Origin of the sequence: uncultured Roseibium sp. (assembly GCF_947499295.1) — a bacterium.
Lineage (GTDB): Bacteria > Pseudomonadota > Alphaproteobacteria > Rhizobiales > Stappiaceae > Roseibium.
Genome location: NZ_CANMNP010000005.1, coordinates 21,746 through 46,323, shown reverse-complemented (window position 1 = coordinate 46,323; position 24,578 = coordinate 21,746). Strand labels below are relative to the sequence as shown.

The 24,578-nt window shown below is 55.5% G+C and carries 22 protein-coding genes; 11 read left to right on the top strand and 11 right to left on the bottom strand.

The features are described 5' to 3' along the window. Positions 1 to 80: 80 nt before the first annotated feature. Positions 81 to 1,088, bottom strand: a complete 1,008-nt coding sequence (locus Q0835_RS10140; protein WP_298960823.1) for a putative metalloprotease CJM1_0395 family protein — start codon at positions 1,086 to 1,088, stop codon at positions 81 to 83. 173 nt (positions 1,089 to 1,261) lie between these two features. On the opposite strand from Q0835_RS10140, the gene Q0835_RS10135 reads away from it, so the two are divergent. Both Q0835_RS10135 and Q0835_RS10130 read left to right on the top strand, forming a co-directional pair. Continuing rightward, positions 1,262 to 2,071, top strand: a complete 810-nt coding sequence (locus tag Q0835_RS10135) for a creatininase family protein (protein ID WP_298961167.1) — start codon at positions 1,262 to 1,264, stop codon at positions 2,069 to 2,071. 257 nt (positions 2,072 to 2,328) lie between these two features. Then, positions 2,329 to 3,267, top strand: a complete 939-nt coding sequence (locus Q0835_RS10130) for a LysR substrate-binding domain-containing protein (protein WP_298819691.1) — start codon at positions 2,329 to 2,331, stop codon at positions 3,265 to 3,267. Positions 3,268 to 3,342: 75 nt separating this feature from the next. Here Q0835_RS10130 and Q0835_RS10125 read toward each other — a convergent pair whose 3' ends face one another. Then, entirely contained in the window at positions 3,343 to 3,645 is a 303-nt protein-coding gene (locus tag Q0835_RS10125) for a helix-turn-helix transcriptional regulator (protein ID WP_298819689.1), read from the bottom strand. A 134-nt stretch (positions 3,646 to 3,779) separates the two neighbouring features. Here Q0835_RS10125 and Q0835_RS10120 point away from each other — a divergent pair, with 134 nt between their 5' ends. The 3 genes from Q0835_RS10120 (at position 3,780) to Q0835_RS10110 (ending at position 7,457) form a co-directional block, all read left to right on the top strand. After that, positions 3,780 to 5,219: a helix-turn-helix transcriptional regulator gene (locus Q0835_RS10120; RefSeq protein ID WP_298819687.1), complete on the top strand. Its 1,440-nt coding sequence runs from the start codon at positions 3,780 to 3,782 to the stop codon at positions 5,217 to 5,219. Positions 5,220 to 5,394: 175 nt separating this feature from the next. Continuing rightward, positions 5,395 to 6,231, top strand: coding sequence for a bifunctional allantoicase/(S)-ureidoglycine aminohydrolase (locus Q0835_RS10115; protein ID WP_298819685.1), 837 nt, complete (start codon positions 5,395 to 5,397; stop codon positions 6,229 to 6,231). A 206-nt stretch (positions 6,232 to 6,437) separates the two neighbouring features. Further along, positions 6,438 to 7,457: a glyceraldehyde 3-phosphate dehydrogenase NAD-binding domain-containing protein gene (locus Q0835_RS10110; RefSeq protein ID WP_298960821.1), complete on the top strand. Its 1,020-nt coding sequence runs from the start codon at positions 6,438 to 6,440 to the stop codon at positions 7,455 to 7,457. A gap of 47 nt (positions 7,458 to 7,504) precedes the next feature. Here the strand turns inward: Q0835_RS10110 and Q0835_RS10105 are convergent, their stop codons facing one another. The 3 genes from Q0835_RS10105 to Q0835_RS10095 form a co-directional block, all read right to left on the bottom strand. After that, on the bottom strand, positions 7,505 to 7,996 hold the full coding sequence (locus tag Q0835_RS10105; protein ID WP_298960818.1) for an ureidoglycolate lyase: 492 nt from the start codon (positions 7,994 to 7,996) through the stop codon (positions 7,505 to 7,507). Beyond that, positions 7,993 to 9,411, bottom strand: coding sequence for an allantoinase PuuE (gene puuE / locus Q0835_RS10100; RefSeq protein WP_298960815.1), 1,419 nt, complete (start codon positions 9,409 to 9,411; stop codon positions 7,993 to 7,995). The genes Q0835_RS10105 and puuE overlap by 4 nt, the downstream gene beginning before the upstream one ends. A gap of 164 nt (positions 9,412 to 9,575) precedes the next feature. After that, a complete protein-coding gene (locus Q0835_RS10095; RefSeq protein WP_298960812.1) occupies positions 9,576 to 10,493 on the bottom strand; it encodes a LysR family transcriptional regulator in 918 nt (305 codons plus the stop codon). A gap of 119 nt (positions 10,494 to 10,612) precedes the next feature. Between Q0835_RS10095 and Q0835_RS10090 the strand changes: the two genes are divergently transcribed. Continuing rightward, positions 10,613 to 11,872, top strand: a complete 1,260-nt coding sequence (locus Q0835_RS10090) for a urate hydroxylase PuuD (RefSeq protein WP_298960809.1) — start codon at positions 10,613 to 10,615, stop codon at positions 11,870 to 11,872. 95 nt (positions 11,873 to 11,967) lie between these two features. Here the strand turns inward: Q0835_RS10090 and Q0835_RS10085 are convergent, their stop codons facing one another. Then, the gene (locus Q0835_RS10085) at positions 11,968 to 13,467 is read right to left on the bottom strand and encodes an aldehyde dehydrogenase family protein (RefSeq protein ID WP_298960806.1); all 1,500 of its coding nucleotides are present in this window, start codon (positions 13,465 to 13,467) and stop codon (positions 11,968 to 11,970) included. A 39-nt stretch (positions 13,468 to 13,506) separates the two neighbouring features. Beyond that, positions 13,507 to 14,562: a saccharopine dehydrogenase C-terminal domain-containing protein gene (locus Q0835_RS10080; RefSeq protein ID WP_298960803.1), complete on the bottom strand. Its 1,056-nt coding sequence runs from the start codon at positions 14,560 to 14,562 to the stop codon at positions 13,507 to 13,509. A 114-nt stretch (positions 14,563 to 14,676) separates the two neighbouring features. Here Q0835_RS10080 and Q0835_RS10075 point away from each other — a divergent pair, with 114 nt between their 5' ends. Beyond that, positions 14,677 to 15,582 (top strand): LysR substrate-binding domain-containing protein, encoded by a 906-nt coding sequence (locus Q0835_RS10075; RefSeq protein ID WP_298960800.1) that lies wholly within the window; start codon positions 14,677 to 14,679, stop codon positions 15,580 to 15,582. Positions 15,583 to 15,599: 17 nt separating this feature from the next. Here the strand turns inward: Q0835_RS10075 and Q0835_RS10070 are convergent, their stop codons facing one another. After that, positions 15,600 to 16,295, bottom strand: coding sequence for a GntR family transcriptional regulator (locus Q0835_RS10070; RefSeq protein ID WP_298960797.1), 696 nt, complete (start codon positions 16,293 to 16,295; stop codon positions 15,600 to 15,602). Positions 16,296 to 16,386: 91 nt separating this feature from the next. On the opposite strand from Q0835_RS10070, the gene uxaC reads away from it, so the two are divergent. The 4 genes from uxaC (at position 16,387) to Q0835_RS10050 (ending at position 21,062) form a co-directional block, all read left to right on the top strand. After that, a complete protein-coding gene (gene uxaC, locus Q0835_RS10065) occupies positions 16,387 to 17,829 on the top strand; it encodes a glucuronate isomerase (RefSeq protein WP_298960794.1) in 1,443 nt (480 codons plus the stop codon). Positions 17,830 to 18,077: 248 nt separating this feature from the next. After that, positions 18,078 to 18,902, top strand: coding sequence for a 5-dehydro-4-deoxy-D-glucuronate isomerase (gene kduI / locus Q0835_RS10060; protein WP_298819663.1), 825 nt, complete (start codon positions 18,078 to 18,080; stop codon positions 18,900 to 18,902). Beyond that, positions 18,899 to 19,627, top strand: coding sequence for a 2-dehydro-3-deoxy-D-gluconate 5-dehydrogenase KduD (kduD, locus tag Q0835_RS10055; protein ID WP_298960791.1), 729 nt, complete (start codon positions 18,899 to 18,901; stop codon positions 19,625 to 19,627). The genes kduI and kduD overlap by 4 nt, the downstream gene beginning before the upstream one ends. Continuing rightward, on the top strand, positions 19,617 to 21,062 hold the full coding sequence (locus Q0835_RS10050) for a mannitol dehydrogenase family protein (RefSeq protein WP_298960788.1): 1,446 nt from the start codon (positions 19,617 to 19,619) through the stop codon (positions 21,060 to 21,062). The genes kduD and Q0835_RS10050 overlap by 11 nt, the downstream gene beginning before the upstream one ends. Before the next feature lie 108 nt (positions 21,063 to 21,170). Here the strand turns inward: Q0835_RS10050 and ugpC are convergent, their stop codons facing one another. From ugpC to Q0835_RS10035, 3 genes are all read right to left on the bottom strand, one after another. Further along, entirely contained in the window at positions 21,171 to 22,250 is a 1,080-nt protein-coding gene (gene ugpC / locus Q0835_RS10045; protein WP_298960785.1) for a sn-glycerol-3-phosphate ABC transporter ATP-binding protein UgpC, read from the bottom strand. 14 nt (positions 22,251 to 22,264) lie between these two features. Continuing rightward, complete coding sequence (locus Q0835_RS10040; RefSeq protein ID WP_298819654.1) at positions 22,265 to 22,990, bottom strand: SDR family oxidoreductase; 726 nt, start codon at positions 22,988 to 22,990, stop codon at positions 22,265 to 22,267. A gap of 70 nt (positions 22,991 to 23,060) precedes the next feature. Next, positions 23,061 to 24,566 (bottom strand): extracellular solute-binding protein, encoded by a 1,506-nt coding sequence (locus tag Q0835_RS10035; protein WP_298819652.1) that lies wholly within the window; start codon positions 24,564 to 24,566, stop codon positions 23,061 to 23,063. Positions 24,567 to 24,578 lie beyond the last annotated feature (12 nt).

Genomic DNA, 24,578 nt, shown 5'->3' with positions numbered 1-24,578 from the left:
TGGCCCGCTTTCACAAGCGAACGAAATCGAGACAGGTCTTGTAATCTCAAAAGCTTGGGTTTCGAACCCGTGGCGGGTTGTCAGGCGATCAAGGCTTCGATTAAACGCTGGCTGTTGTTGTTTTGCTCAATGAGCGAACGATAAGCAGCTGCAGCTTCTTCACTGGCACTGCGACCACCGGTTTCCGCATCATTATTCGTGTCACCGTCTGAACGATGCGAACCCTCTGCGTCCCCTTTGTCGGTATTTTCACCCCCGGCATCAGTCTGACCCTGGCCAGGCTCAGTGTCGGTGGCGGCGGGATCGACGGGCGTGTCTTCGTCGCCCCTCAGTTCCTCGGCCTTTTGCTGGCGCGATTCTGCCTGAGCTTCAGACAACTGGGATCGAGCCTGCTGGGCAACCTTCAGATCTTGGGACGAAGGTTCTGCGGGAGCCAGAGCGGCCCGGATGACAATCTGCATCTTGCGGATTGTAGCTTCCGGCGTGCGCTCTTTGGCAGTGTCGATCTGCACTTCTCCTCCAACGGCATACCGCTTGCCGTCCGGACCCTGCTGAAAGGTGTAGCTTGGTGCAGACGCATAGGCTCCTCCAACGCGTGCGTGCGCCTGCTCATGTGCTCTGACCTCTCGATCACGCTTGGCAAGTTCCTGGACTTGCTTTTCCTGTGCTTCATTAAGACCATCTCCGTCTGGATCTTCTTTCTTTGACGAGCTTTGTTGTTGCGCGAGTGCGCCGCCGATACCTTGCGTAGGTGCAGGGGTTGCACCCAGGCCGTTCGGATTGGCTGTGGCTTTAGACGAATTCTCCGTGCTGTCTGCGTCGTCGCTTGAGGCCTCTTGAGCACCCTTGGATTGATTGGCATCGGGATCAGATGCGTTCGTGCTTTGCAGTGCCAGAACCGCAGCTGATGTCAGTGGCTGGACGCCACCGGTTCTGGCAGCAGCACGTCGGGTGCTCGCCAGACTTTCGCGCGCACTTTCCTGTGCCCGGTCCGGACTGTTCGTGCCCGTTCCAGGTTCCACCTCTCCGGCGACACCGTTGCTTCTCAAAAGGTTCGCCGGCGTATTCGACAAGAGAGCGCCGATCATGTCCTTGAGTGTCTCAAAGACACGTCGCCAAATTCTAAACGGCAGTTAAGACTAATTGATCATAAATTCGTGAGCTCTGGCCCGAAGCCAATTGGAACTCGCCTTGTCCGGGCTTGACGGGTATGCAAAGCACGTTGACGACCCGGCAAAGTCTTTTTCAGCAGGACCTGACCATGCTTCCCAAACACTTCTGGCAAGACATGATTGCCACGGATTTCTTGAGTACAGACTGTCGGAACTGGATCGCGGTCTTGCCGGTAGCCGCTATTGAACAGCATGGACCTCATTTGCCTATCTCAACCGATGCCACCATAGCAGAGGGGCAGATATCGCGGGTTCTGGAACTTTTGCCGGCGGATATACCAGCAACTTTCTTGCCGGTACAAACTATCGGCAAATCCGATGAGCACATTTCATCTCCCGGAACGCTGACGCTTTCCTGGGACACCGTCACCCGCTCATGGCTGGAAATCGGGGAGAGCGTTGCCAGAGCGGGAATTCGGAAAATGGTCCTGATCAATTCCCATGGCGGCAATGTTCCGGTTCTCGACATCGTCGCTCGTGAACTGCGTATCAAGCACGAGATGTTTGTCACGGCGACGAACTGGTTGCGTTTTGGTCAACCCGCCGACCTCTATCCTGAAGAGGAATTCACTTATGGCATTCACGGTGGAGATATTGAAACATCGCTGATGCTGCACCTTCGGCCTGATCTTGTTCGCATGGAACATGCTGAAGATTTCAAGTCGGAACAACAGGCGTTCCTGACCGAATTCAAGCATCTGCGAGGTCACGGCAAGGCGCAATTCGGCTGGAAGGCCCAGGACCTCAACACAGCGGGTGTACAAGGCAACGCAGCAATGGCAAGCGCTGAGAAGGGCAATCGCTCGCTGGACCATGCTGCAGAGGGGTTCATTGAGCTTCTGGCGGATATCAATTCTTATGATCTGGACAGGCTTTGGGCACCTCAGAATCAAGATTAGCATTCTGATCGACAAGTCATGAACAACCAGAAACTCGCTCTAGCCTTCATCACAACCCGCCCACACGCCTTAAATGGCCATCAGTCAAGCAAAGTGGCAATGCATTTGTGAAAATACGTAGAATTCATCTCAGTAAAAATGACCTAAAGGTCAAAAAATATCTGGTCATGTGCGGTGTATTGCCGAACTGTTGACCTTGGACAAATTAACAGACACAGTATTTGGAACTAAAATCGGGAGGGTGCGCTCGCGGAACCATGAACCTGTCAATCCGGCAACTGGCGACTTTTCGCGAGGTTATGCGCAGCGGGTCAATTTCTGAAGCTGCTCGTACGCTTGGCAGAACACAACCAGCCGTGAGTTCAACAATCGCGGGGCTGGAAACCGAGCTTGAGCTAAAACTTTTTGTTCGCGAACAAGGCCGTTTGGTACCCACTCCTGAAGCAGAATTCTTCCTGGAAGAAGCTGAGGCAATTCTGAAGCGGCTGGAGGTCTCCAAGAGAACCTTGCGAGGTCTGGCCAATCGGGAACACGGCCAACTACGCATTGCGGGCATTCCCGAAGCTGCAACGGATTTTCTACCCAGAAGCCTCTCCCGTTTCATCGCCGACAAGCCAAGCGTCAAGGTTGCTCTGGCGAGCCGCACGTCCGGTGAAATTGAAGAGCTGATCGCGGCCCAGCAATTCGACATCGGCTTTGCCGAAACGCCGCGCGCTCGCAATTCCTTCGACCAGATCGATTTTGACCTGGAATGCATGTGTGCAATCCCGGCGACCGATCCACTTGCTTCAAAGGAAGTCATCACACCGACTGAACTCGATGGATATCCGCTCGCACTCCTGCATTCCGAACACCGGAGTCACAAGCAGACGCTTGCCCGCTTCCGGGATTCCGGCGTTCGTTTCAATCAACGCTTCGAGCTTCAAACGGCACTGCCGGGCTTAAGGTTCGTGGAGGCCGGATTGTGCGCCCTGGTCTGTGACATGATCACTGCCTACAAGGCTCAGGAAGAAGGCCGCCTCGGCTTGGGTCCGCCAAGGATCGTGTTCCGCCCCTTCAGGCCACGCATTCAAAACAGCCTGTCGATCCTGACGCCGACCCATCGGCCGATTTCCATCGTGGCCAAGGACTTTTGCGATTATCTGACCACAGAAGTCGAGGCGATCCGTTCTTCCATGATCAAGAGAACCGCCTGAAACTTGGTGCCAAGCCCCTGTGCAACGGCTCAATCAGCTTCCGGAAGCAGCATGTATCGGCGCACTTGCCTGAGTTCAAACGGCAGCGTGCCGAAAACTTGCGCTGTTGGCGGCAACGATGGCGACGGCATTGACGCGGTTCTTGGCACCGAGGCGTGTGATCGCATTTCGAATATGCGCTTTGACGGTTGCCGTGGTGACATCCAGTTCCCAGGCGATTTGCTTGTTGACCTTGCCGTCGCACAGCTTGAGCATGATTTCCAGCTGACGTGGAGTGACCATTTCACTCAGGTTCAGGGGCCAGCGAATATTGCTTGCAACCAGCCGCTTTTCTGTATCGGTTGCAGCGCTGGAATTCAGGGCAAAATGGGCAGTCATGTCTGTCGCTCCCTCTTTTTGTCATCTGTTTTCGAGTGGGGGGGACTTTCACCTAAGTGACTAGTTTTGTAAAATGTTAAAGTGCATAATGAGATTTGCTAAAAATTTGCAATTTGATTAAACGGGGACCCGCCGTGAGCAAAAAACTGTATTCCGGTCATACGGTGAGACAGATCAGATCGGACTTTGGTCTGTCTCAAGTAGATTTTGCAAAAAAACTCGGCCTTTCAACGGCCTACATCAATCAAATTGAGAACAACAACCGTCCGGTCACAGCCTCTGTGCTATTGACGATCAACCGGATCTTCGGCGTGGATCTCTCGGCATTTGAAAAAAATGACCTTGATCGCGTGACACAGGATTTGCAGGAAATCTTCGCCGATACACAGTTTCACAGCGCATCCATCACGCGTCAGGAGCTGAATGAACTTGTGACCCGGGCTCCCGGCATTACCCAGGCAATCATGGATCTTTACGGTTCCTTGCGAAGTTTTCATGACCGGGAAGCCAACGAAGACGAACTTGCGCACATGAACGGGCCACAGGACGGAACGCCCGGCCTCAAGAAATCCGCCTATGACGAGGTGCGCGACTATTTCCACTACATGGATAATTACGTCGACACACTCGACCGGGCTGCCGAAAAGCTCGCGCTGGAAATCGGATTGGAAACGGCCGCAACCAAATTCGACAGCCTGGTCACGTGGCTGGCAGAAAAATTCAGCATCGGGGTAGAGCAGTTCCCGGACTATTCCGGCACCTTGATCAGGCATGATGAATACACCCGGAAAATCTCTGTCTATCGGGCCAGCCCTCAATCGGCCAAAAATTTTCTGCTTGGATCCGTAATCGCCGAATTATGTGTGAAAGACCTGATCCTGGAAGAGGTCAAACGGGCGCGCTTCAAGACAAAGTCCGCAGAAGGCATCGCCAGGCTGGCTCTGCGCAACTATTTCGCCGGGGCGCTGCTTTTGCCATACGACGCGTTTCTGAAAGCTGCCACGATGCACCGCCACGACATCCAGCTGCTGTCGAACCGGATGGACGCAAGCGTGGAAACTATTTGCCATAGGCTGTCGACACTGCAGCGCCCCGGGGCCAACGGACTGCCATTCTATTTCGTAAAGATCGATCGCGCCGGCAACGTCGTGAAACGGCACAGCGCCACACGGTTTCAGTTCGCCCGGTTTGGTGGTTCCTGTCCCCGCTGGAATGTGCACCAGGCATTCGAACAGAACTCCAACAAGTTTACCGCCCAGGTCGCGCAAATGCCGGACGGAGTACAATATCTCTGCATTGCGACCAGTGTCAGCAAACACCAGCCTGACTACAGCACCGGAGAGCGCCGGTATGCACTCGGTTTCGGCTGCGAAATCAAATATGCGGACGCGATTGTCTATGCGGATGGCCTGGCGGTCGACGAAATCGCAGCGCCCGAGCCTATTGGCGTGAACTGCCGCATCTGCCCTAGGGACAACTGCGACCAGCGTGCCTTTCCGGCAATTGACAAGGATCCGTTCATCGATCCGGGCCAACGCGGCATCGTGCCTTACCGGGTAACAACCAACGGCTGACATACGCAGAAAAGACATTGCATCCGGAAAGATGCTCCGGCTTCATTTTCCAAAAACCAGAACATGACGACCGATTTTCTTGTTTTTTCGAAAAGATCTCGTTTGATATGACCCATGGTCTCCTGACAGCCCTGGCGTCATAGTTCCATTGGTGAAATCGAAAAAGAGGCTCCCTGTGTCCCGTCCACCATCCTACTACGCGCCTAAAGGCGGTCATCCTGGCCAGGAAACCCTTTTGACCGACCGCGCCGTCTTCACCGAGGCCTATGCCGTGATCCCCCGCGGAACCATGCGGGACATCGTCACAAGTTTCCTCCCCTTTTGGGAGCAAACCCGCCTGTGGGTTCTCTCCAGGCCGCTTTCAGGTTTCGCAGAGACCTTCTCCCAGTACATTGTCGAGGTTCTGCCGGGTGGCGGGTCTGACAGACCGGAAACCGATCCGGCAGCAGAAGGCGTTTTGTTTGTCGTGGAAGGCGAAGCCATGCTCACCATCAATGGCAGGGCACACAGACTTCGCCCGGGCAGCTACGCCTATATACCGCCGGGGTGCGATTGGGCATTCCAGGCCATCGGCGACGAAGCTGTCCGTTTTCACTGGGTCCGCAAAGCGTATGAAGCGGTTGACGGACTTGAGTTGCCGGACGTCTTCGTGACACACGAAAATGACGTCGACCCGATTGCCATGCCGGGCACCGACGGCAAATGGGCAACGACCCGCTTTGTCGACCCGCATGACCTTCGCCACGACATGCATGTCAACATCGTCACATTCCAGCCGGGTGCGGTCATCCCATTCGCTGAAACTCATGTCATGGAACACGGTCTTTATGTGCTGGAAGGCAAGGCGGTCTATCGATTGAATCAGGATTGGGTAGAGGTGGAAGCAGGTGACTACATGTGGCTGCGCGCCTTTTGCCCGCAAGCCTGTTATGCCGGAGGCCCCGGTCCGTTCCGCTACCTTCTGTACAAGGATGTCAATCGTCACATGAAGCTTCGTCCAGTCGGCAGCTGATCAGCACGATTGTCCCTCAGGACAATATAATTGAGATTGCTGCACTTTTTGGTGCTAATTGTTCTGGCCGTGCTCGATTTTTTTGAACCGAAGGTTCACCGGGCACAGGCGCCGGATACGAATTTTTCAGCCGGTATCGGCAACTGTCGAAACGGTTCTTCATTGGGCGCTGAGAAAACGACGAATTTCTGAAGCGGACCCTTGGAATGCGGATTGTCATCAATGGGTTCGGCCGTATTGGTCGAACAGTGTTGCGGCAGGTTCTTGAGGCCCCTGGAGATGGGGACGTCGAAGTCGTTCGCATCAACGATATCGCGCCTCTGGAAACCTGCGCCTATCTCTTCAAATACGACAGCGTCTTCGGACCCTGGCCCGGCACCGTGACCATACATGATGACATGTTGGCCATTGACGGGCGCCAAATTCTATTTTCGTCAGAAGCCGATCTCTCGCGAACGGATCTGGCCGGCGTCGATGTTGTGATGGAATGCACCGGCAAGGCCGACACGCGCATAATTGCTGAAAGGGGGCTAGTTGCCGGGGCATCCAACGTTTTGATCTCCGGCCCGTCGGATGCCGCAGATGTGACACTGGTGCTTGGAGCCAATGAGGACCAGTTGGCAGACCACAAAGTGGTGTCCAATGGGTCCTGCACGACAAATGCGCTGGCACCGCTCTTGAGAGGATTGGATGATGCTGTTGGAATCGACAGCGGACACATGACAACCATCCACTGTTACACGGGCAGCCAGCCTATGGTGGACGCCCCGAGAGGGCCGCTGGAACGCAGTCGCGCCGGCGGCGTCTCGATGGTCCCAACGACAACAAGCGCGACCAAACTGGTTGGCAAGGTGTTGCCCCGGCTCGATGGCAAGGTCAGTGGCGCAGCAGTGCGCGTACCTGCCATCAGCGTATCGGCTGTGGACCTGACCGTGACACTCACCCACCCGGTCAGATCGCCATTCAATGAATGGCTGCAAACCCTATTCGCCAACAATCCGGTCATCGGCTTCACCGAGGACAGGGTTGTTTCCACTGACATGCGAGCCCGTCCGGAATCACTCGTCATAGCCTTGCCCGAAACCCTGGAAACGAATTCGAGACAGGTGCGCCTTTTCGGCTGGTACGACAATGAATGGGGATTTTCAGCCCGCATGATCGAGATGGCAAGACTGATGGCTGCAAGGAAGATCAGCGTAGATGTTCTGGCTTCGCTGGCTTGTTAAGTACTACCGTCATTGAAAGTCCTGCAAGCACATGTAAAGCGGCCATTCTACCGATCTGGAGCTGCGACAATCCACGGTTCGGGAAACCAGTGTTCTTCCAGATTTGCCCCCTGCCCGATACGATCGACGACAACAAAACGCCCTTCACGGTCTAACGGTGCAAGCACACCGTGCCAGGTACCCCGATGAAGATTGATCGACTGCCCAGGTTGGCTGATGAACGCCTTCAGGTTGACCGGCTGCCCATCAATGTCATCAGCAACGACGACAATCATCGGCACGCCGTCCACCGGAATAAAGGCCTGACTGCCCTCCGGATGACGCTCCACAAGGTCGACCGCGTAGGGCAATGTTCTTGCTTTTGCGTCGAAGAGACTGATCCCAGCCTGGCCTGTTCCGAAATCCAGATCGGCAAGATCGTGGTGCCGTCCGCACATGCCCTGATTTATGATCTTGTCCGGCGAACCCTCAACCTCGATGACGTCGCCATAGTCCGAAAAAGCCTCGGACGTCAGCGGGACGGGCGTGATTGTCTTCATTGCGCGAAAAGGTCCTCGAGCCGGAAACGGGCGATCCGTTCGACCTGTCGGCAGGCCTCACCAAACTCTTCGTCCCGGCCATGGCCGATCCTTGCATAGAAGGCTGCAAGGATCGAGGCCTTATCGTGATCGCGCACAGCGATGATGAACGGAAAACCATGCTTTGCCACATATTCAGCGTTCAAGGTTGAAAAGGTTTCGCGTTCTTCGTCGGTCAGGAGGTCCAGCCCTGCACTGGCCTGTTCGGATGTGCTTTCGGACGTCAAACGTCCGGCCTGCGCCAATTTCCCGGCAAGATCCGGGTGGGCAGTCAGAACACCTAGGCGTTCTTCTTCTGTGGCAGACCGAAACACACGGCAAAGTGCGTTGTGGACACCAGCTGCACAATCATGTGCGGGGCCAAGTTCCAACGCAAAGGCCCGCTCGGCGATCCAGGGTGAGTGCTCGAAAATACCGCCAAAGCGCTCAACAAAGTCCTCCGCTGCCATTTTGCTCGGGCATATCCGTTTTTGTGGTGGGTGATGCGCAGCCCAATGTTCTGCGATTTCAATCCGGCGCGGGCACCAGACACCCTCATGCTTCTGGATATGCGCAATGAACTTTCGGAGCGCGGCCGTTTTGCCCGGACGCCCGGCCAACCGGCAGTGCAAGCCGATGGACATCATTTTCGGCGTATCCGACGTTCCTTCAGCGTAGAGTTCGTCAAACGCATTCTTGAGATACAGGAAGAAGTCCTCACCATCGCTCCAGCCGGGAGAGACGGAAAATCGCATGTCATTGGCTTCAAGCGTATAGGGAATGATCAACTGATCGCGGCCACCTGTCTCCAGCCAATAAGGCAGGTCGTCGTCATAGGTGTCTGAAACATAGGCGAGGCTGCCTTCTTCAGCGACAAGCCGAACCGTGTTTTCCGAGCAACGACCGGTGTACCAGCCACGCGGCGGCTCACCAACGACTTCCGTGTGAAGGCGAATGGCTTCCGCAATGGCAGCGCGTTCTTCTGCCACGGGCATATCCTTGTACTCGATCCATTTCAGGCCGTGGCTGGCAATTTCCCAGCCGGCTTCCTTCATGGCATCGACCTGTTCGGGATTGCGCGCCAGCGCTGTCGCGACACCATAGATCGTCAGAGGAATACCGGCCCGCGTGAACAGGCGATGCAGACGCCAAAAGCCCGCGCGTGCGCCATATTCGTACATGGATTCCATGTTCCAGTGTCGCTGACCCTGCCATTGGGCAGCACCTGGAATATCGGACAGGAATGCTTCAGAAGCCGCGTCCCCGTGCAAAACGCAGTTTTCGCCACCTTCCTCATAGTTGAGGACGAATTGCACAGCTATGCGCGCATTGCCGGGCCATTTCGGATCCGGTGGATTGGCACCATAACCGCGAAAGTCTCTGGGATAGCGATTCAAGGTGAGCCTCCTTGCAAAACCTGGACTGTTCAACCTGGCAAAGAGCATGCCCGACCAAGCAAATGGTATAGGACTTTCTTCTAAAGCAGAAAAGGACCGATGATTTTTCGGACTTTCAAGAAAGTGCTTTCAAAGTTTCGAAAGCCACCGTGTCGCAACCTCTCTCAGCCATCTGAACCTTCAGCCAACACTGACTGTATATGCGCAACCATGAAGTCCAGGAACAGCCGCACTTTTGGATCCTGAAGCCGCCGGTGGGTGAAGAGGCAGGCCATTGTCACCGGCAATGGCGGCTCGTCCGGCAGAACGGTAATAAGCCGTCCGTTTTTCAGATGGTCGGCAATCTCGAAGACGGGCTTCAAAACAATACCGTGACCATCCAGCGCCCAACCTGTCAGGACATCGCCGTGATCGGATTCGAACGGTCCACTGACCGCAACCCGTTTCACTCCGTCTGGCGTCTGGAGCGGCCACTGGAATTCCGGTGCGCCCGGATACCTTATGTTGAGACAATCATGGTCTCCACAAGCAAGCTCTGCATGGCTTTTGGGGCTGCCCTTCCTCTCAATGTAGTCAGGTGAGGCACACAGAACCCGGCCACAATCGGCAATCTTGCGGATCTTGAGCGCCGAGTCCTCCGGTTGCCCGAGGAAGAAAGCTGCATCCAATCCTTCGCCCGTCAGGTCGACTTTACGGTCTGACAACCGAAGCCGGATATCGATCAGCGGATTGGCATTCTTGAACTCAGGAATTGCAGGGGCAATCAAACTTTGACCCATACCGATCGGCGCTGCAATGAAAAGCGTGCCGCGTGGTGAGCGCGTAACACTGCTGATTTCAGCTTCCGCTTCCTGCACCGCATCCACAATCTTGGTCGCTCCCCGGTAAAACAACTTGCCTTGCTCTGTCGGGCTCAAGGCGCGCGTCGTGCGCTGAAAAAGCCGAACACTCAGGTGTTCTTCCAATTGGGAGATGCGAGAAGAGGCAACTGCTGAAGATATCCGCAGGTCACGGGCAGCTGCAGACATGTTTCCCAGTTCATAAACACGCAGGAAGGTGCGAATGTTCTCCAGATAGGCCATCAGGACTTCCAACGGACAGGTATTGTTCCGTTTTTTTTGAAATTGCTCGGAATTATACCGAGATACCAGACAATGGATTCCTGCGCTAGCTTGGTCCGGTTGATTTTGGAGGGTTTGCAATGCTGGACATTGCCATCATTTGGGACTGGTTTGCATTCGCGGTCCGCTGGCTGCATGTGATCACGGCAATGGCCTGGATTGGGTCGTCCTTTTATTTCATTGCTCTTGATCTCGGGCTCCGCAAGGCACCGGACCTCCCTCCCGGCGCTCATGGCGAGGAATGGCAGGTTCACGGAGGCGGATTTTATCACATCCGTAAATTTCTGGTCGCACCGGAAAACATGCCGGAACACCTGATTTGGTTCAAATGGGAAAGCTATTCGACCTGGCTGTCGGGAGCTGCGCTCCTGATGATCGTTTACTGGGTCGGCGGTGAACTCTATCTGATTGATCCTTCCAAGGCGGACCTCGCCCTTTGGCAAGGAGTTTTGATATCCGCTGCGTCGCTCACGATCGGTTGGATAGTTTATGACCGGCTTTGCAAATCGAACCTCGGAAATTATCCGACGCTATTGATGGTGCTGCTGTTCGCACTGCTTGTGGCAATGGGCTACGGTTACAACGAGGTCTTCACCGGCCGTGCGACAATGCTGCATCTGGGCGCGTTTACCGCGACAATAATGACGGCCAATGTCTTCTTCATCATCATTCCCAATCAGAAGATTGTCGTCGCAGACTTGAAGGCGGGACGAACACCGGACGCAAAATACGGCAAAATCGCCAAGCTGCGATCGATGCATAACAACTACCTGACGCTACCGGTCATCTTCCTGATGCTGAGCAACCACTATCCGCTCGCTTTCGCCTCTCAGTACAACTGGTTGATCGCCGCACTGGTTTTTCTGATGGGCGTGACGATCCGGCACTATTTCAACACACGGCACGCCGGCACCGGGAACCCAACCTGGACCTGGCTGGCGACCGCCATTCTGTTTGTCGCTATCATCCAGCTCTCCATGTTGCCCCTTCAGCAGGAAACTTTCGAGGCATCCGAAGCCCGCAAGCTCACGGCAACGGAAGAAGTGTTCGCCAGCGCCGAAGGGATTGACGACGTCATGGCAATCGTGCCGGGCCGCTGTGCCATGTGTCATGCGCGCGAGCCTTTTTATGAAGGCATTCACTGGGCACCCAAAAATGTCCTTTTGGAAACAAAGGCGGACATCGCGCGCGCAGCCAAGGAAATCTATCTTCAGGCTGGCGTAACCAACGCCATGCCGCCCGCCAACGTCTCCTTCATGGAGGAAGAAGAGCGCAGGAAAATCATTAAATGGTATCGCGGTGCGCGTGAGAAACTCCCGTTCGGAGTCGCGCTTCAGTAACAGTCGGCATCACACATATCTCGTGACTGCGTCTGGCTCGACGTGACGACCCCTGAAGGGTGAGACAAAGCCTGCCGAGAGGCGGGCCGTGCCGGTTAAATGTCAAACTCGACACCTTGTGCCAGCGGCAATTCAGCCGAATAGTTCACCGTCGAGGTCTGACGTCGCATATAGCCCTTCCAGGCATCTGAACCCGACTCGCGGCCGCCCCCGGTTTCCTTTTCGCCGCCGAACGCACCGCCGATCTCGGCCCCTGATGGACCGATATTGACATTGGCGATACCGCAGTCGGATCCGACTGCCGACAGGAAGGTTTCCGCTTCACGCATATTGAGTGTGAAGATACAGGACGATAGTCCCTGGGGAACTTCGTTCTGAAGGGTGATCGCTTCTTCAAGGGTCTCGTAGCTCATCACATAGAGGATGGGCGCAAAGGTTTCCGTTTTCACAGTCTCGGTCTGTTCGGGCATTTCAACGAGCGCGGGAGCTGCATAGCAACCGGCAGGAACCCCTTCGCTCACCTTGCCGCCTCCGTGGACACGCGCGCCTTCGGAGCGCGCCTTTGACAGCGCTAGCTGCATTGCCTCAAGCGCCCCCTCGTCCACCAATGGCCCGATCAACGTGCTTTCGTGGCGCGGGTCACCGATCTTCAAGCTTTCATAGGCATTCTTGAGCTTACCAACGAGTGTGTCCTTGATCGTGGAATGCACGATCAGACGGCGCAAGGACGTGCAGCGTTGACCGGCGGTTCCCACCGCGGAAAAGACAATTGCCCTTACGGCCATTTCCAGATCGGCGCTCGGCGCAACGATCATTGCGTTGTTGCCGCCCAATTCAAGGATTGAACGTCCGAAACGCGTGGCGACTTTTGGTCCAACAACAGAGCCCATACGTGTTGAACCGGTTGCCGAGAGGACTGGCACGTCCCTTGACGTTACAAGCGCATCTCCGACATCCGCGCCGCCGATGACGACCTGCAACAGGTTTTCCGGAGCATCCTTTCCGAAACGCGCCAGTGCCCTTTGGAAGATCTTCTGGCAAGCCAAGGCCGTCAGGGGCGTCTTCTCCGACGGCTTCCAGATTATGGGATTACCGCATATTAGGGCCAGGGCCGTGTTCCAGGCCCAAACGGCGACCGGAAAGTTGAAGGCGGTGATGACGCCACAAGGTCCCATCGGGTGCCAGGTTTCAGACATTTTGTGACCGGGGCGCTCCGAGGCGATTGTCAGACCGTAAAGTTGACGGGACTGACCAACCGCGAAGTCACAGATATCGATCATCTCCTGAACTTCACCAAGCCCTTCGGATGTGATCTTGCCGGCCTCAAGCGTAACAAGCGCACCAAGCGCCTCTTTTGCGTCTCTCAACTCTTCGCCAAGAAGGCGGACCAGCTCACCCCTGCGTGGCGCCGGGAGAGCCCGCCAGCTTGCAAACGCGGCCTGTGAGCGGGTGATGATTTTCTCCATATCGCCCAATGGTGTTTCATGCACCTGAGCAATCTGAGCGCCGTCGATCGGCGACTTGACGGCAAGTGTTCCGCCGGTCAATTCATTTGCGCTGAAGCCAAGCGTGCTCAGGACCTGGGAATGTTCCATGTCTAACTCCTCGGATAATTTGAGTGTTGGCGCTTCGGACTATGCGTTGTAACGAGCGCCGTTATGCGTTTTCAAAAACGTCTCGAGCGACACATCTTCCTGTTTGAGAAAGCCGTGGTCGGGCAAAGTTCCCTCGCGAACCATTTCGATGATTGCGACCACTGACGAGGCTGTCGTCCAGGCTATGGCTGTCCGTTCCTGGCCGGCAATCTCAACCGGTTTCAAGCCGCGAACGAATTCCTTGCGTTGCATCCGTCCGTTGATTTCGCCTTCGGCTGACACGTGGACAAAAACGATGTCGTCACTGACAGGAGGCTTGGCGTTGACCAGGATTTCTCCTGCCTCCTTGCGCCTGTCACGCATCAGAAGTTCGTGGAAGAAGAAATTCATCAACTGCACGTGCCCCGGATAGCGCATTGTCTTGTAGTCGATGTTCGGAACGCGGTCCTTGTAAGTCTCGCACATCGTCCCAAGACCGCCTGACGTTGTAAAGGCCTCGAGTTCGATGCCCCCAATGACGATCTTTTCAATCCATTCCATCGGCGAGACCCACTTGATCTCACCGTTCTCAAGAACTTCGCAATCATTGAGATATTCGTTCACCACCCCTTCAGGCGACCAATTGAAGGAATAGCCCATGAGACCGGTTGGGTTCTGAGGCAGCGCTCCGACACGCATGCGGCATGACCGGCACGTTTCAAAAGCATCGATCAGGTGGGCCCCGACAATTCCCACAAAACCGGGAGCCAGTCCGCATTGCGGTGCCATGATGCCACGTGAAGTCTTGGCAAGTTCCTGGATCGCCTTTGTGGTCGGCACATCCTCGGTCAGATCGAAATAGTGAAGTCCGAGATTATGCGCGCTAGTGGCAACGCCGATATTGAGGAAATAGGGCAAACAGGACAGCACCGAGTTGAAGTCTTTGAGGACGGCCTCAAGCGCAGCGCCGTCACCAACATCGATCTGCCGCGTCTTGAACGGCAAACCCGGCACCGCATGCGCATCAAATCCCGTCACGGAAAAACCCGTTGCATGCAGCAACTCAGCAGCCAATGTGCCGACCTTGCCGAGCCCCAAAACCGCTATCTTCTGCATGTCAGTTTGATCCCCGTTGTCGATTGCCTTAGAGAATACTCCTCCTTGACCTGCACAAAAATACCTGAAAAAGAGTTTTATTCATGACTAAAACTCATGAGAGGAGTGGTCTAGATGAAGCGCGACATCCCCTTGCCAAGCGTTTCTGTGCTGCGTTGTTTTGAAGCTGCCGCCAAGCATCAGAGTTTCACCGCAGCAGCCGAGGAACTGGGCCTGACACAAAGCGGTGTCAGCCGGCAGGTCAAGGAACTGGAAGACCAGATCGGTGCGGCTCTTTTTCGGCGCGAAGGCCGCGGCATCCGATTGACTCAGGCCGGAAGATCCCTGGGCGACAGCCTTGCGTCCGATCTCACACGGCTGCGCACTACCATTTCGCAAGCAGTTGCAGCTGGAAGCACGCAGGAAATGCTTACAATCGGAGTACTTCCAGCGTTTGGGGAACGCTGGCTGGTTCCACGCCTTGGGGAATTCAAAGCAAAGCGCCAAAATCTCGACCTGATGCTTTACAGCCGGTCAGAACCCTTCGACATTGCCGAACAGGGGATCGATGTGGCCATTCATTTCGGCGCTAATGATTGGCCTGGAGCAAAACTGACGCCGCTTTGCCCGGAAGACCTGATTGTTGCAGCGGCTCCGGCCTTGATCGAGGAGCACCGTGTCTCCAATCGTGAAGACATATTCCGGATGCCCTTGCTGCATCTGACGACCCGCCCGCATCTATGGAGCGTTTTCCGGAAATCGGTACCCGGCTCGGAAGAACGCATACAAATGGGCAGCTATTTCGATCAGTTTCCGTTGATTATCTCAGCCGCGGTAAACGGCATGGGAGCCGCAATCCTGCCGACGTATCTCGTGGAAGCCGAGATCACGTCAGGCGCCCTGAAGCAACTCGCACCGGTGAAAGACGGTTCGGGACATAACTACTATGTCGCCACACCGGCAGGAAAACTCAGTCCGGCGGCGACCGATTTTGTCAATTGGATCAAAACGCAGGTGAGCAGACGCGTCCCGCGCCCATAACATCGCAATCGGCCGCACTATTCCTGAAAGTATTCGGGCTTTTCATCGCGAATTTGCGCGAGGGTGAGTTCGATCCGGCCGAGATGTTCGTTCAAGATAGGTTCCAGACGCGTGTGATCGCGCGCGCGCAGGATGTCAAGCAGCTCGATATGATCATCATACGCTCTTTGCGCCGCTCCAATCGTCAGAGAAATGAAGCGCACACGGTCCATATGCGCCTTTTGCTCGCGGATGAATGACCAGGCATATTCATGTCCGGCGATCTCGCAGATACGACGGTGCAGATCGTCGTCCAGTGAATGGAACCCTTTCAGATCATTGGCGCTGACCGCCTTCGCCTGCTCCTTGAGCAACAGCTCCAGATCATCAACTTGTGCATCGGAAATCACGCTCATCGCCGCCTTCCAGCATGCCAGCTCGAGAGCGATCCGCATGAATTTCGCACGCAGGACCGCTTGTTCCGAAATCTTGGAAATTACAGTTGCCCGCTGAGGACGGATTAGAAGGAAGCCGAGTTGAGACAGGCGAAAGAAGGCATCACGAACCGGTTGCCGCGAAATACCAAGAGCCTTCGCCACCTCAATTTCTGACACCTTTGTTCCGGGTGGCAATTCCAATGACAGGATCTGCTGATGCAGTTCCTCAAAAACCGTATCGGCAACTTTGGGAATTTTGATTGGTTCCAGCACCTTTAGGGCGCTTGAGTCTGCCATCAGCTTCTCTCCGTTGACTTATCTAATCAGCTAGCATATCAGTTTGCTAGTCGCAATATGGCGATCCGGTTTGTGTGTACGGGAGACCCGCATGGTCGTGGAGAATTCGAAAGTTCCGGAAACCGCAATCAAAGGATTGTCTCCAGACCGCCTCCTGCCAAGCGAGCCCAAGGCTCTTGAGATTGCACGCTGGCTCTACGAGAGCGTTCGGGATTTGCCGATTATCAGCCCGCACGGTCACACCGATCCGCAATGGTATGCTGAAAACAAGGCCTTTCCCGATCCGGCGCACCTGTTTGTCATTCCCGACCACTACGTCCTGCGCATGCTGTTCTCGCAAGGCATCGACCTGACCGAGCTTGGTGTTCAACGGAGAGACGGTGCTCCAGCGGAAACAGACAGCCGAAAGATATGGAAGACCTTTGCACAAAACTTTCACCTCTTTCGCGCAACCCCTTCCCGCATGTGGCTTGAACACGCTTTTGAAGAAGTGTTCGGCTGGACAAAGCGCCTGACGGCAGAAACTGCCGAAGAAGCCTATGACCATATTGCCGAACGGCTGAAACAGCCGGACTTCAAACCCAGGGCTCTGTTCAAGCGCTTCAACATCGAGGTCATCGCCACAACCGAGTCGCCCCTTGATGACCTCAAGTGGCATCGCGCCATTCAGGAAAGCGGCTGGCGGGGACGGGTTGTCACGGCGTATCGACCGGACCCGGTGGTTGACCCGGAGTTCGAGGGCTTTCAGCTAAATATCGAGCGTTTCGGAGACATTACGGGAGAAGACACGCTCTCCTGGCAGGGCTATCTGAACGCACACATGGCAAGACGCGCTTACTTCAAGTCGTTCGGCGCGACATCATCCGACCATGGCCATCCAACTGCCAGAACCGAAAACCTGTCACCGCTGAAGGCTCAGGAATTGTTTCAAAAGGCGCTCAAGGGCACATGCACGGTTGATGAGGCTGAGATTTTCCGGGGGCATATGCTTACCGAGATGGCAAGAATGAGCCTGGAAGACGGGCTTGTGCTTCAGATCCATCCTGGAAGTCATCGAAACCATTCAAATTCGATCATGGATGCGTTTGGGCGTGACAAGGGCTTCGACATTCCCACCAGAACCAACTACGTCGAAGCACTGAAGCCCTTGCTCGACGCCTATGGTTTGGAAAAAGACCTTTCCATCATTTTGTTCACCCTGGATGAGACCGCTTATTCGCGTGAACTGGCGCCGCTTGCCGGTGTCTATCCGACACTCAAACTGGGTCCCGCCTGGTGGTTCCATGACAGCGCGGAAGGCATGCGCCGGTTCCGCGAAATGACGACCGAAACAGCCGGATTCTACAACACTGTCGGCTTTAACGACGACACCCGAGCCTTTTGTTCGATCCCTGCCCGCCATGATGTGGCGCGCAGGGTCGACTGCGCATACCTCGCCTCACTCGTGACGTCCGGGAGATTGAACGAAGACGAGGCATATGAGGTTGCCTACGACCTCACTTACAGGCTTGCAAAACAGGCCTACCGGCTCTGACGAGCCATTCATCGGGAGGAAAACTGCACAGTCAAATCCGTGTTCAATCCACCTGTGTGGAGAGCGGCACCTTCCGCTTTTCGATCAATGGATCTGAGTTTGACGTCGGCCCGGGAGGCAGTTTTGTCACTCCCTCTAACACAAAAGATGGTTGCGTTTGCCTGTCACACGGCACTTTGATCGACACATTTGCGCCTCGCCGCGACGATTTTTTCTAAGCCTTGCAGACAATTCAGAAAGCTCATCACATGCTGAATGTAGAAACACGCTATGCCATTGACCCGGAAACAGCCAAGTCTTTGGATACCAACGGCATTCGAGAAAACTTTCACGTCTCCGGACTGTTCGAAGACAACAAGATCAACCTTGTCTATAGCCACTATGACCGGTTGATCCTCGGAGGCGTTGTTCCGGCAAACGGAGATCTTGTGCTTGATCAAGTCAAGGAGGCCGGTACGTCGTCACTTCTCGACCGACGAGAACTCGGCATTCTAAATATCGGCGACAAGGGCAAGGTGACGGTTGCCGGCGAAAGCTATGAGATCGACCGGGGGGAAGTTCTCTATGCCGGAATGGGTTCCGGCCCGGTGACCTTTAGTGGAGCAGGCCGATATTACGTTTTGTCCACTCCCGCACACCACAGCTACCCGACCCGGCTGATCACGCTACAGGATGCTCGACGCGTCGAACTGGGTGCTGCAGAGACTTCGAACAAGCGTGTTATCCTGCAATTCCTCCATCCGGAAGTTGCCGACAGCTGCCAACTCCTGATGGGCTACACCGAATTCGCACCGGGGTCGGTCTGGAATACGATGCCCGCACACGTTCACGACCGGCGTATGGAAGCCTACCTCTATTTCAAGCTCGATGTTGACCAGCGGGTCTTTCATTTCATGGGCAAGCCGGAAGAGACTCGTCATCTTGTAATGGCCAACGAAGAGGCGGTTCTATCACCGCCCTGGTCGATCCATTGCGGCGCTGGCACGGGTGCTTACACATTTTGCTGGGCCATGGCCGGTGACAATGTTGATTTCACCGATATGGACATGGTCGCGATGGAGGACTTGCGGTGAACGCGTTTTCGCTTGAAGGAAAACGAGCGCTTGTAACCGGGGCCAATACCGGAATTGGGCAGGCCATTGCGGTTGCCATGAGCAATGCGGGTGCAGAAGTGCTTTGTGCCGCGCGTCGCGACTGCGAAGAAACACTGAGCCAGATCAGGAACGGGCGGCACGTACCGCTCGACTTTTCCGACCCGAAAGCTGCTGTGCCCCTCTTCGAGAAGGAAGCCATCGACATTCTGGTCAACAACGCCGGAATTATCCGGCGTGCCGACAGCATTGACTTTACCGAGGCAGACTGGGACGACGTCATGGATGTCAATCTCAAGGCGGTCTTTTTCACGTGCCAGGCATTTGGCAGAGCAGCACTTGCCGCGGGCAGGGCGGCATCCATTGTCAATATCGCCTCCTTGCTGTCCTTTCAGGGTGGCATCAGAGTGCCCTCTTACACAGCCTCCAAACACGGCGTTGCCGGCTTGACCAAGCTGCTTGCCAATGAATGGGCGGCGCAGGGCATCAATGTGAATGCAATCGCACCCGGTTATATCGCGACCAACAACACAAAGGCACTTCGGGAAGATACCGGTCGCAACAAGCAGATTCTGGAACGGATCCCGGCAGGCCGCTGGGGTGAAGCGGCCGATATCGGTGAAGCAGCGGTGTTTCTTGCATCTTCCGCGGCAAAGTATATTCACGGTGCCGTACTCAATGTTGATGGAGGCTGGCTTGCCCGCTGAACAACCGCGCCTGACCAGGCAAAGCGGACCTGCGCCAAAACCAGGCATTGTCCATCTCGGTCTCGGAGCATTTTTCCGAGCCTTCGGGGCTATCTATATTGAAGACGCACAACGAAAGCATGGCGGAGACTGGGGCATCGTCGGGGTCAGTCTTCAAAGCTCTCGAACGCGCGATCAGCTGGCACCTCAGGAATTCGTCTATATCGCAAAGGAACTTGGTTCCGGGGATACGTCGCTTCGACAGGTTGAGATCGTTTCTGACGTGCTTGCGGCCAAAGAAGATCCGGAAGCTGTCCTGAGCGCCATGACTGATCCCGCAACGCGGATCGTCAGCCTCACGGTGACCGAAAAGGGCTATTGCCATGATCCCTCGACCGGAAGGCTCAATCCAAAGCATCCGGACATTGAGGCAGACCTCAAAAATTTAAATCCTGTCTCAGCGCCAGGCTATCTTGTGCGGGCACTGGCGAGGCGCAAGGCGGCGGGCGAGCCCCCTTTTACCGTTCTGAGCTGCGACAACCTGCCGGACAACGGCAAGCTGGTGCGCGGTGTTGTGATCGGGCTTGCCGCACTGATCGACCCAGACCTCGCCGCGTGGATTGAACGCGAAGGACGCTTTCCCTCCACCATGGTCGACAGGATTGTGCCTGCCACCAAGCCGGAAGACATCGACGCACTTGCCTCTGAAACCGGCCGATTTGACGAAGCGCCTGTATTTCACGAACCGTTCCGGCAATGGGTGATCGAAGACGACTTTGTTCCCGCATTCGGCACGGGGAGACGCCCCGACCTCAGCGCTGTCGGTGTGCAGTTGGTCAATGACGTTGCCCCGTATGAACACATGAAATTGCGCATGCTCAACGGCACACATTCAGCTATTGCCTATCTTGGCTACCTGGCAGGTCATGAAACCGTTGCCGACACCGTTGCCGATTCAGTCTTTGCCCCTTTTCTGAAAGCCGTATGGCGGCAGGAAATCATTCCATCATTTAAAGCTCCGCCCGGTGTTGATCTTCAGGTCTATGCCGACGAGCTCTTGGCCCGCTTCGCCAACCCGGCCATCAGACATCGAACCTGGCAGATCGCCATGGACGGCAGCCAAAAGCTGCCACAACGCATTCTTGGAACCCTGAAGGACAATCTCTCCGCAGGTCGCCCATCCCAGAGACTGGTCACAGTCGTAGCTGCCTGGATGCACTATGCCGGAGGCACCGACCTGAGCGGTCGACCAATCGATGTGCGCGATCCCATGGTCGAACGGCTAAGATCCATCTCGGAAAACACGCAGGACGATGCTGAGAGAGTGGCGGCTTTCCTGGACGTTCGTGACATTTTCCATCCGGACCTCGCCAGCGCTCTGAAACCGTCTGTGACGCGGGTTTATCAAGACCTGAAGGTTGATGGTGTTCAGGGCGTGTTGAGGTCTCTCGGATAGCTGGCTTCTATACGATCTGACCGCGCCAACAGACTGGACCAACAGACTGGGCCAACGGACTGGCCAGTCAAAAAAATATGGCCGGTCTTTGGAAAGGGCTCGCCAGTCCTACGATTGGGTTTCGATGCGGTTCTCTGTGTCCGCATCGAACAGATGCACCGCCTTCGAGGGGATCGTGAGCTCAATCGAGCCGCCCGCCAGCACACCATTGTCACGCGCCATCGTCGCAACAAGATGTGCCGTCTCGCTCAGGTCAACATGGATATTGACGTCTGCACCAGTCTTCTCAACGAGCTTTACGGTACCTGAAATCTCGCCGTTTTCAGCAGCCACAAGATCGGATGGGCGCAATCCGCAAATGACTTTTTGCCCCGGTTCGGCGGCAAGGTTTTCATCGAGCGGCAAATTGATGTGAGGGCCGACAAACGTCGGCTTCCCATCTTGCGAGTGGATTTTTCCTTCGACGAAATTCATTGAAGGGGACCCGATAAAGTCGGCGGTAAATTTGGTCGCGGGCCTGTCATAAAGATCGTCAGGTGTCCCCACCTGTTCAATCTTTCCGCCTTTCATGAGGACGATCTTGTCCGCCATGGTCATGGCTTCGATTTGATCATGCGTGACGTAGATCGTTGTCGCCTTGAGCCGCTCATGAAGCTGGCGAATTTCAACGCGCATATGCGCGCGCAATTTGGCGTCAAGATTGGACAGTGGCTCATCAAAGAGGAAAACCTTGGCATCGCGTACCATTGCGCGCCCCATGGCCACTCTTTGCCGTTGACCACCGGAAAGTTCACGCGGGTATCGGTCGAGATAATCGGTGAGGTTCAACACGGCAGCCGCCTCATTGACCTTGCGCTTGATCTCTTCCTTGCTCAGGCGTTTGACCTCAAGACTGAAGGCGATGTTGTCGAAGACCTTCATTGTCGGATAAAGCGCGTAGTTCTGAAACACCATGGCGATATCGCGGTCCCGCGGATGCACCTCATTCATCACTTTGCCGTCGATTGTCAGTTCACCGCCGGTGATATTCTCCAATCCGGCCGTCATGCGGAGCAATGTCGTCTTGCCGCATCCGGACGCGCCCAGCAGCACTGCGAACTCGCCATCATGGATGGACAGCGACAGATCTCGCATGACCTCAAAAGACCCGTAGGATTTGCAGATATTGTGGTAGGCGACCTCGGCCATTAATGCAGACTTCCTCAGTAGCTTTGCCGTGTCGGTGTCAGGCAAATTTCCTGCACCAGCGCTTTTTGCGGCAATTGATAGGCATTGAGTATCAATTCGGCGACGATGTCGGCACCAATGCCACCACCCATTTTGATCTTGTTGCTCTTGTAGTTTTCAAGCGTTTCTTCATCGAGCACTCCAGATAGGACTTCCGTTTCGATCACCCCAGGCGAGAGCACCACGACGCGCACGTCGTAGGCAGAAAGATATTCACGCAAACTCTCTGAAACCGCATGAACGAAATACTTTGTGCCGCAATAGACCGTGTGATCTGGATAGACCTTCCGTCCGGCAATGGAGCTCATCATGACGAGCGTGCCGTGACGCCGATCCATCATGTCTTTCATCACGGCATGGACCGTGTTCATGACACCTTTGGTGTTGATGTCGATCATCTCGTCCCACTCTTCGGGAGGCTGACGACCGATATCGGCCAGGCGTGCAATGCCCGCGTTTGCAAACATCATGTCCACCGGTCCGAATTCGGCTTCCGCGTCGCGAACCGCCGCGGCGATCGCAGCCCGATCGCGGACATCCACCTGACGAAGGACAGCGTCGGGAAGCCCAAGCGCTTCCATCCGTTCCATGCGGCGCGCCATAAGCAGAACCGGGTGACCAGCTTCGGAAAACGCACGCGCAGTTGCTTCACCGATACCCGAGCTTGCCCCTGTTATTGCGACAAGAGGTTTATGTCCCACCGGATCCTCCCAACCCTCATTGACGGGAAGGGTGTTGCCACCCTTCCCTTAGCCTTTGCATTTGGTACGCTTATCCGGACACGATCTTGTCGACCGACTGGGCAATATCGTCCATTGCCTCTTTCGGCGAACCGTAGTCGCCGGCAAAGTACTTGCCGAGCCGGACCGGGATGGTGTCGTTGGACAATTCCGCCCACTGCGGCAGATCGGGTTCTGATCCCATATCCATCGCGATGGTGTCCCTCACCACATTGAGGTGACGTGTTGTGCCTGGTCCGACGCGATTGTTGGCAATGATACGCGGGTCGTCATAAACGCTCTCGCGTGTCGGTCCAGTGCCGCCGCCCAGCGCCGTGATCAGCACCTGCGTATCGTAACTCGTCGCCCACTGCATGAAGATCCATGCAGCATCCGGGTTCTTCGAGTTCTTGGAAACCGCGAGCGAGGAACCGCCCTGGTGACCGACACCCGGGATTTCACCAAACCCGGTCTCTTCACTTGTACGAAGCGCACGAGCCGGTGGCGGGCACCTGACAGCTTCCATCAAACCGGAGACCTTGGTTGCTGAAGGATCGTCGAAATACGGGAAGAACTCACCCCAGCTCATCATGGAAGCTGCGACGCCCTGGGCAACGGATTGCCCCTGGCCGTCCCATGTCCAGCCCGTCACCCCGGGTGGCATGGTCTTCCAGAGTTTCGTCCAGTAGTCCATGGCCTCCAGGCCGCGTTCATCGTTGCCCGAGAACTTGCCGTCAGGGGTGAAGATGGATCCACCATGCCCCCAAAGCCAGGCAGTCCAGTCACACTCAAGACTGTAGTGGCCGGACTTCATTTGGCCCGTCGAGCCGTAAAGATCCGGGCCCTTGGCATCCGTAATTGCCTTGGCCTGCTGGTAATATTCTTCAAGAGAGGATGGCGCATTGAAACCCATCTCCTCCCAGATGTCCTTCCGGTACATCATGATGAAGATCGGGATATCGTAAGGCACGCCGACCCAACGGTCCTGGTATTTCGCAATCCCATCGACAAGTGCCGGCAGGAAATCATCGATGTTATAGTCCGGCATAGCCAGATCCGGCTTGGCTTCAATCTGCTCACGCGGATCGAAAACATCCTGGCTCACGGACGCGGCCCAGCTCTGGTCGATGTAGTAAAGATCGTAGGTGCCAAGCTGGGAAGCGATGTCGAGGGTCATCTTTTGAAGGACCTGCTCCAGTGGCAGAACTTCGATCTCAACCGTCATGCCGGAAGCTTCTTCGAAATACTTCTTCAGCTGACTGTTGATCGCATTCGAAGGAGGAGTGGATTCGGTCGCCAGCTTGAGCGTCGTACCGCGAAACGGGCCCGAAACGTCCTTGACCCACTTTAGCACCTCTTCCGAGGGCCGCAGATCGTCAGAAGCATTCGCAAAAGGCATGGACCCAAGACCGAAGGGACGGCGCATTCCCGCACCGAATGCTGCTGCGCCCAATCCGAGCAGCCCCGCGTTTCTGAGAAAATCCCGTCGCCCCATTCGGCGGTGAACATAGGCGTCCACCACATTGGCCAGGTATTGCTTCTTGTCAGTGTCTCTCATGACTAACTCCTC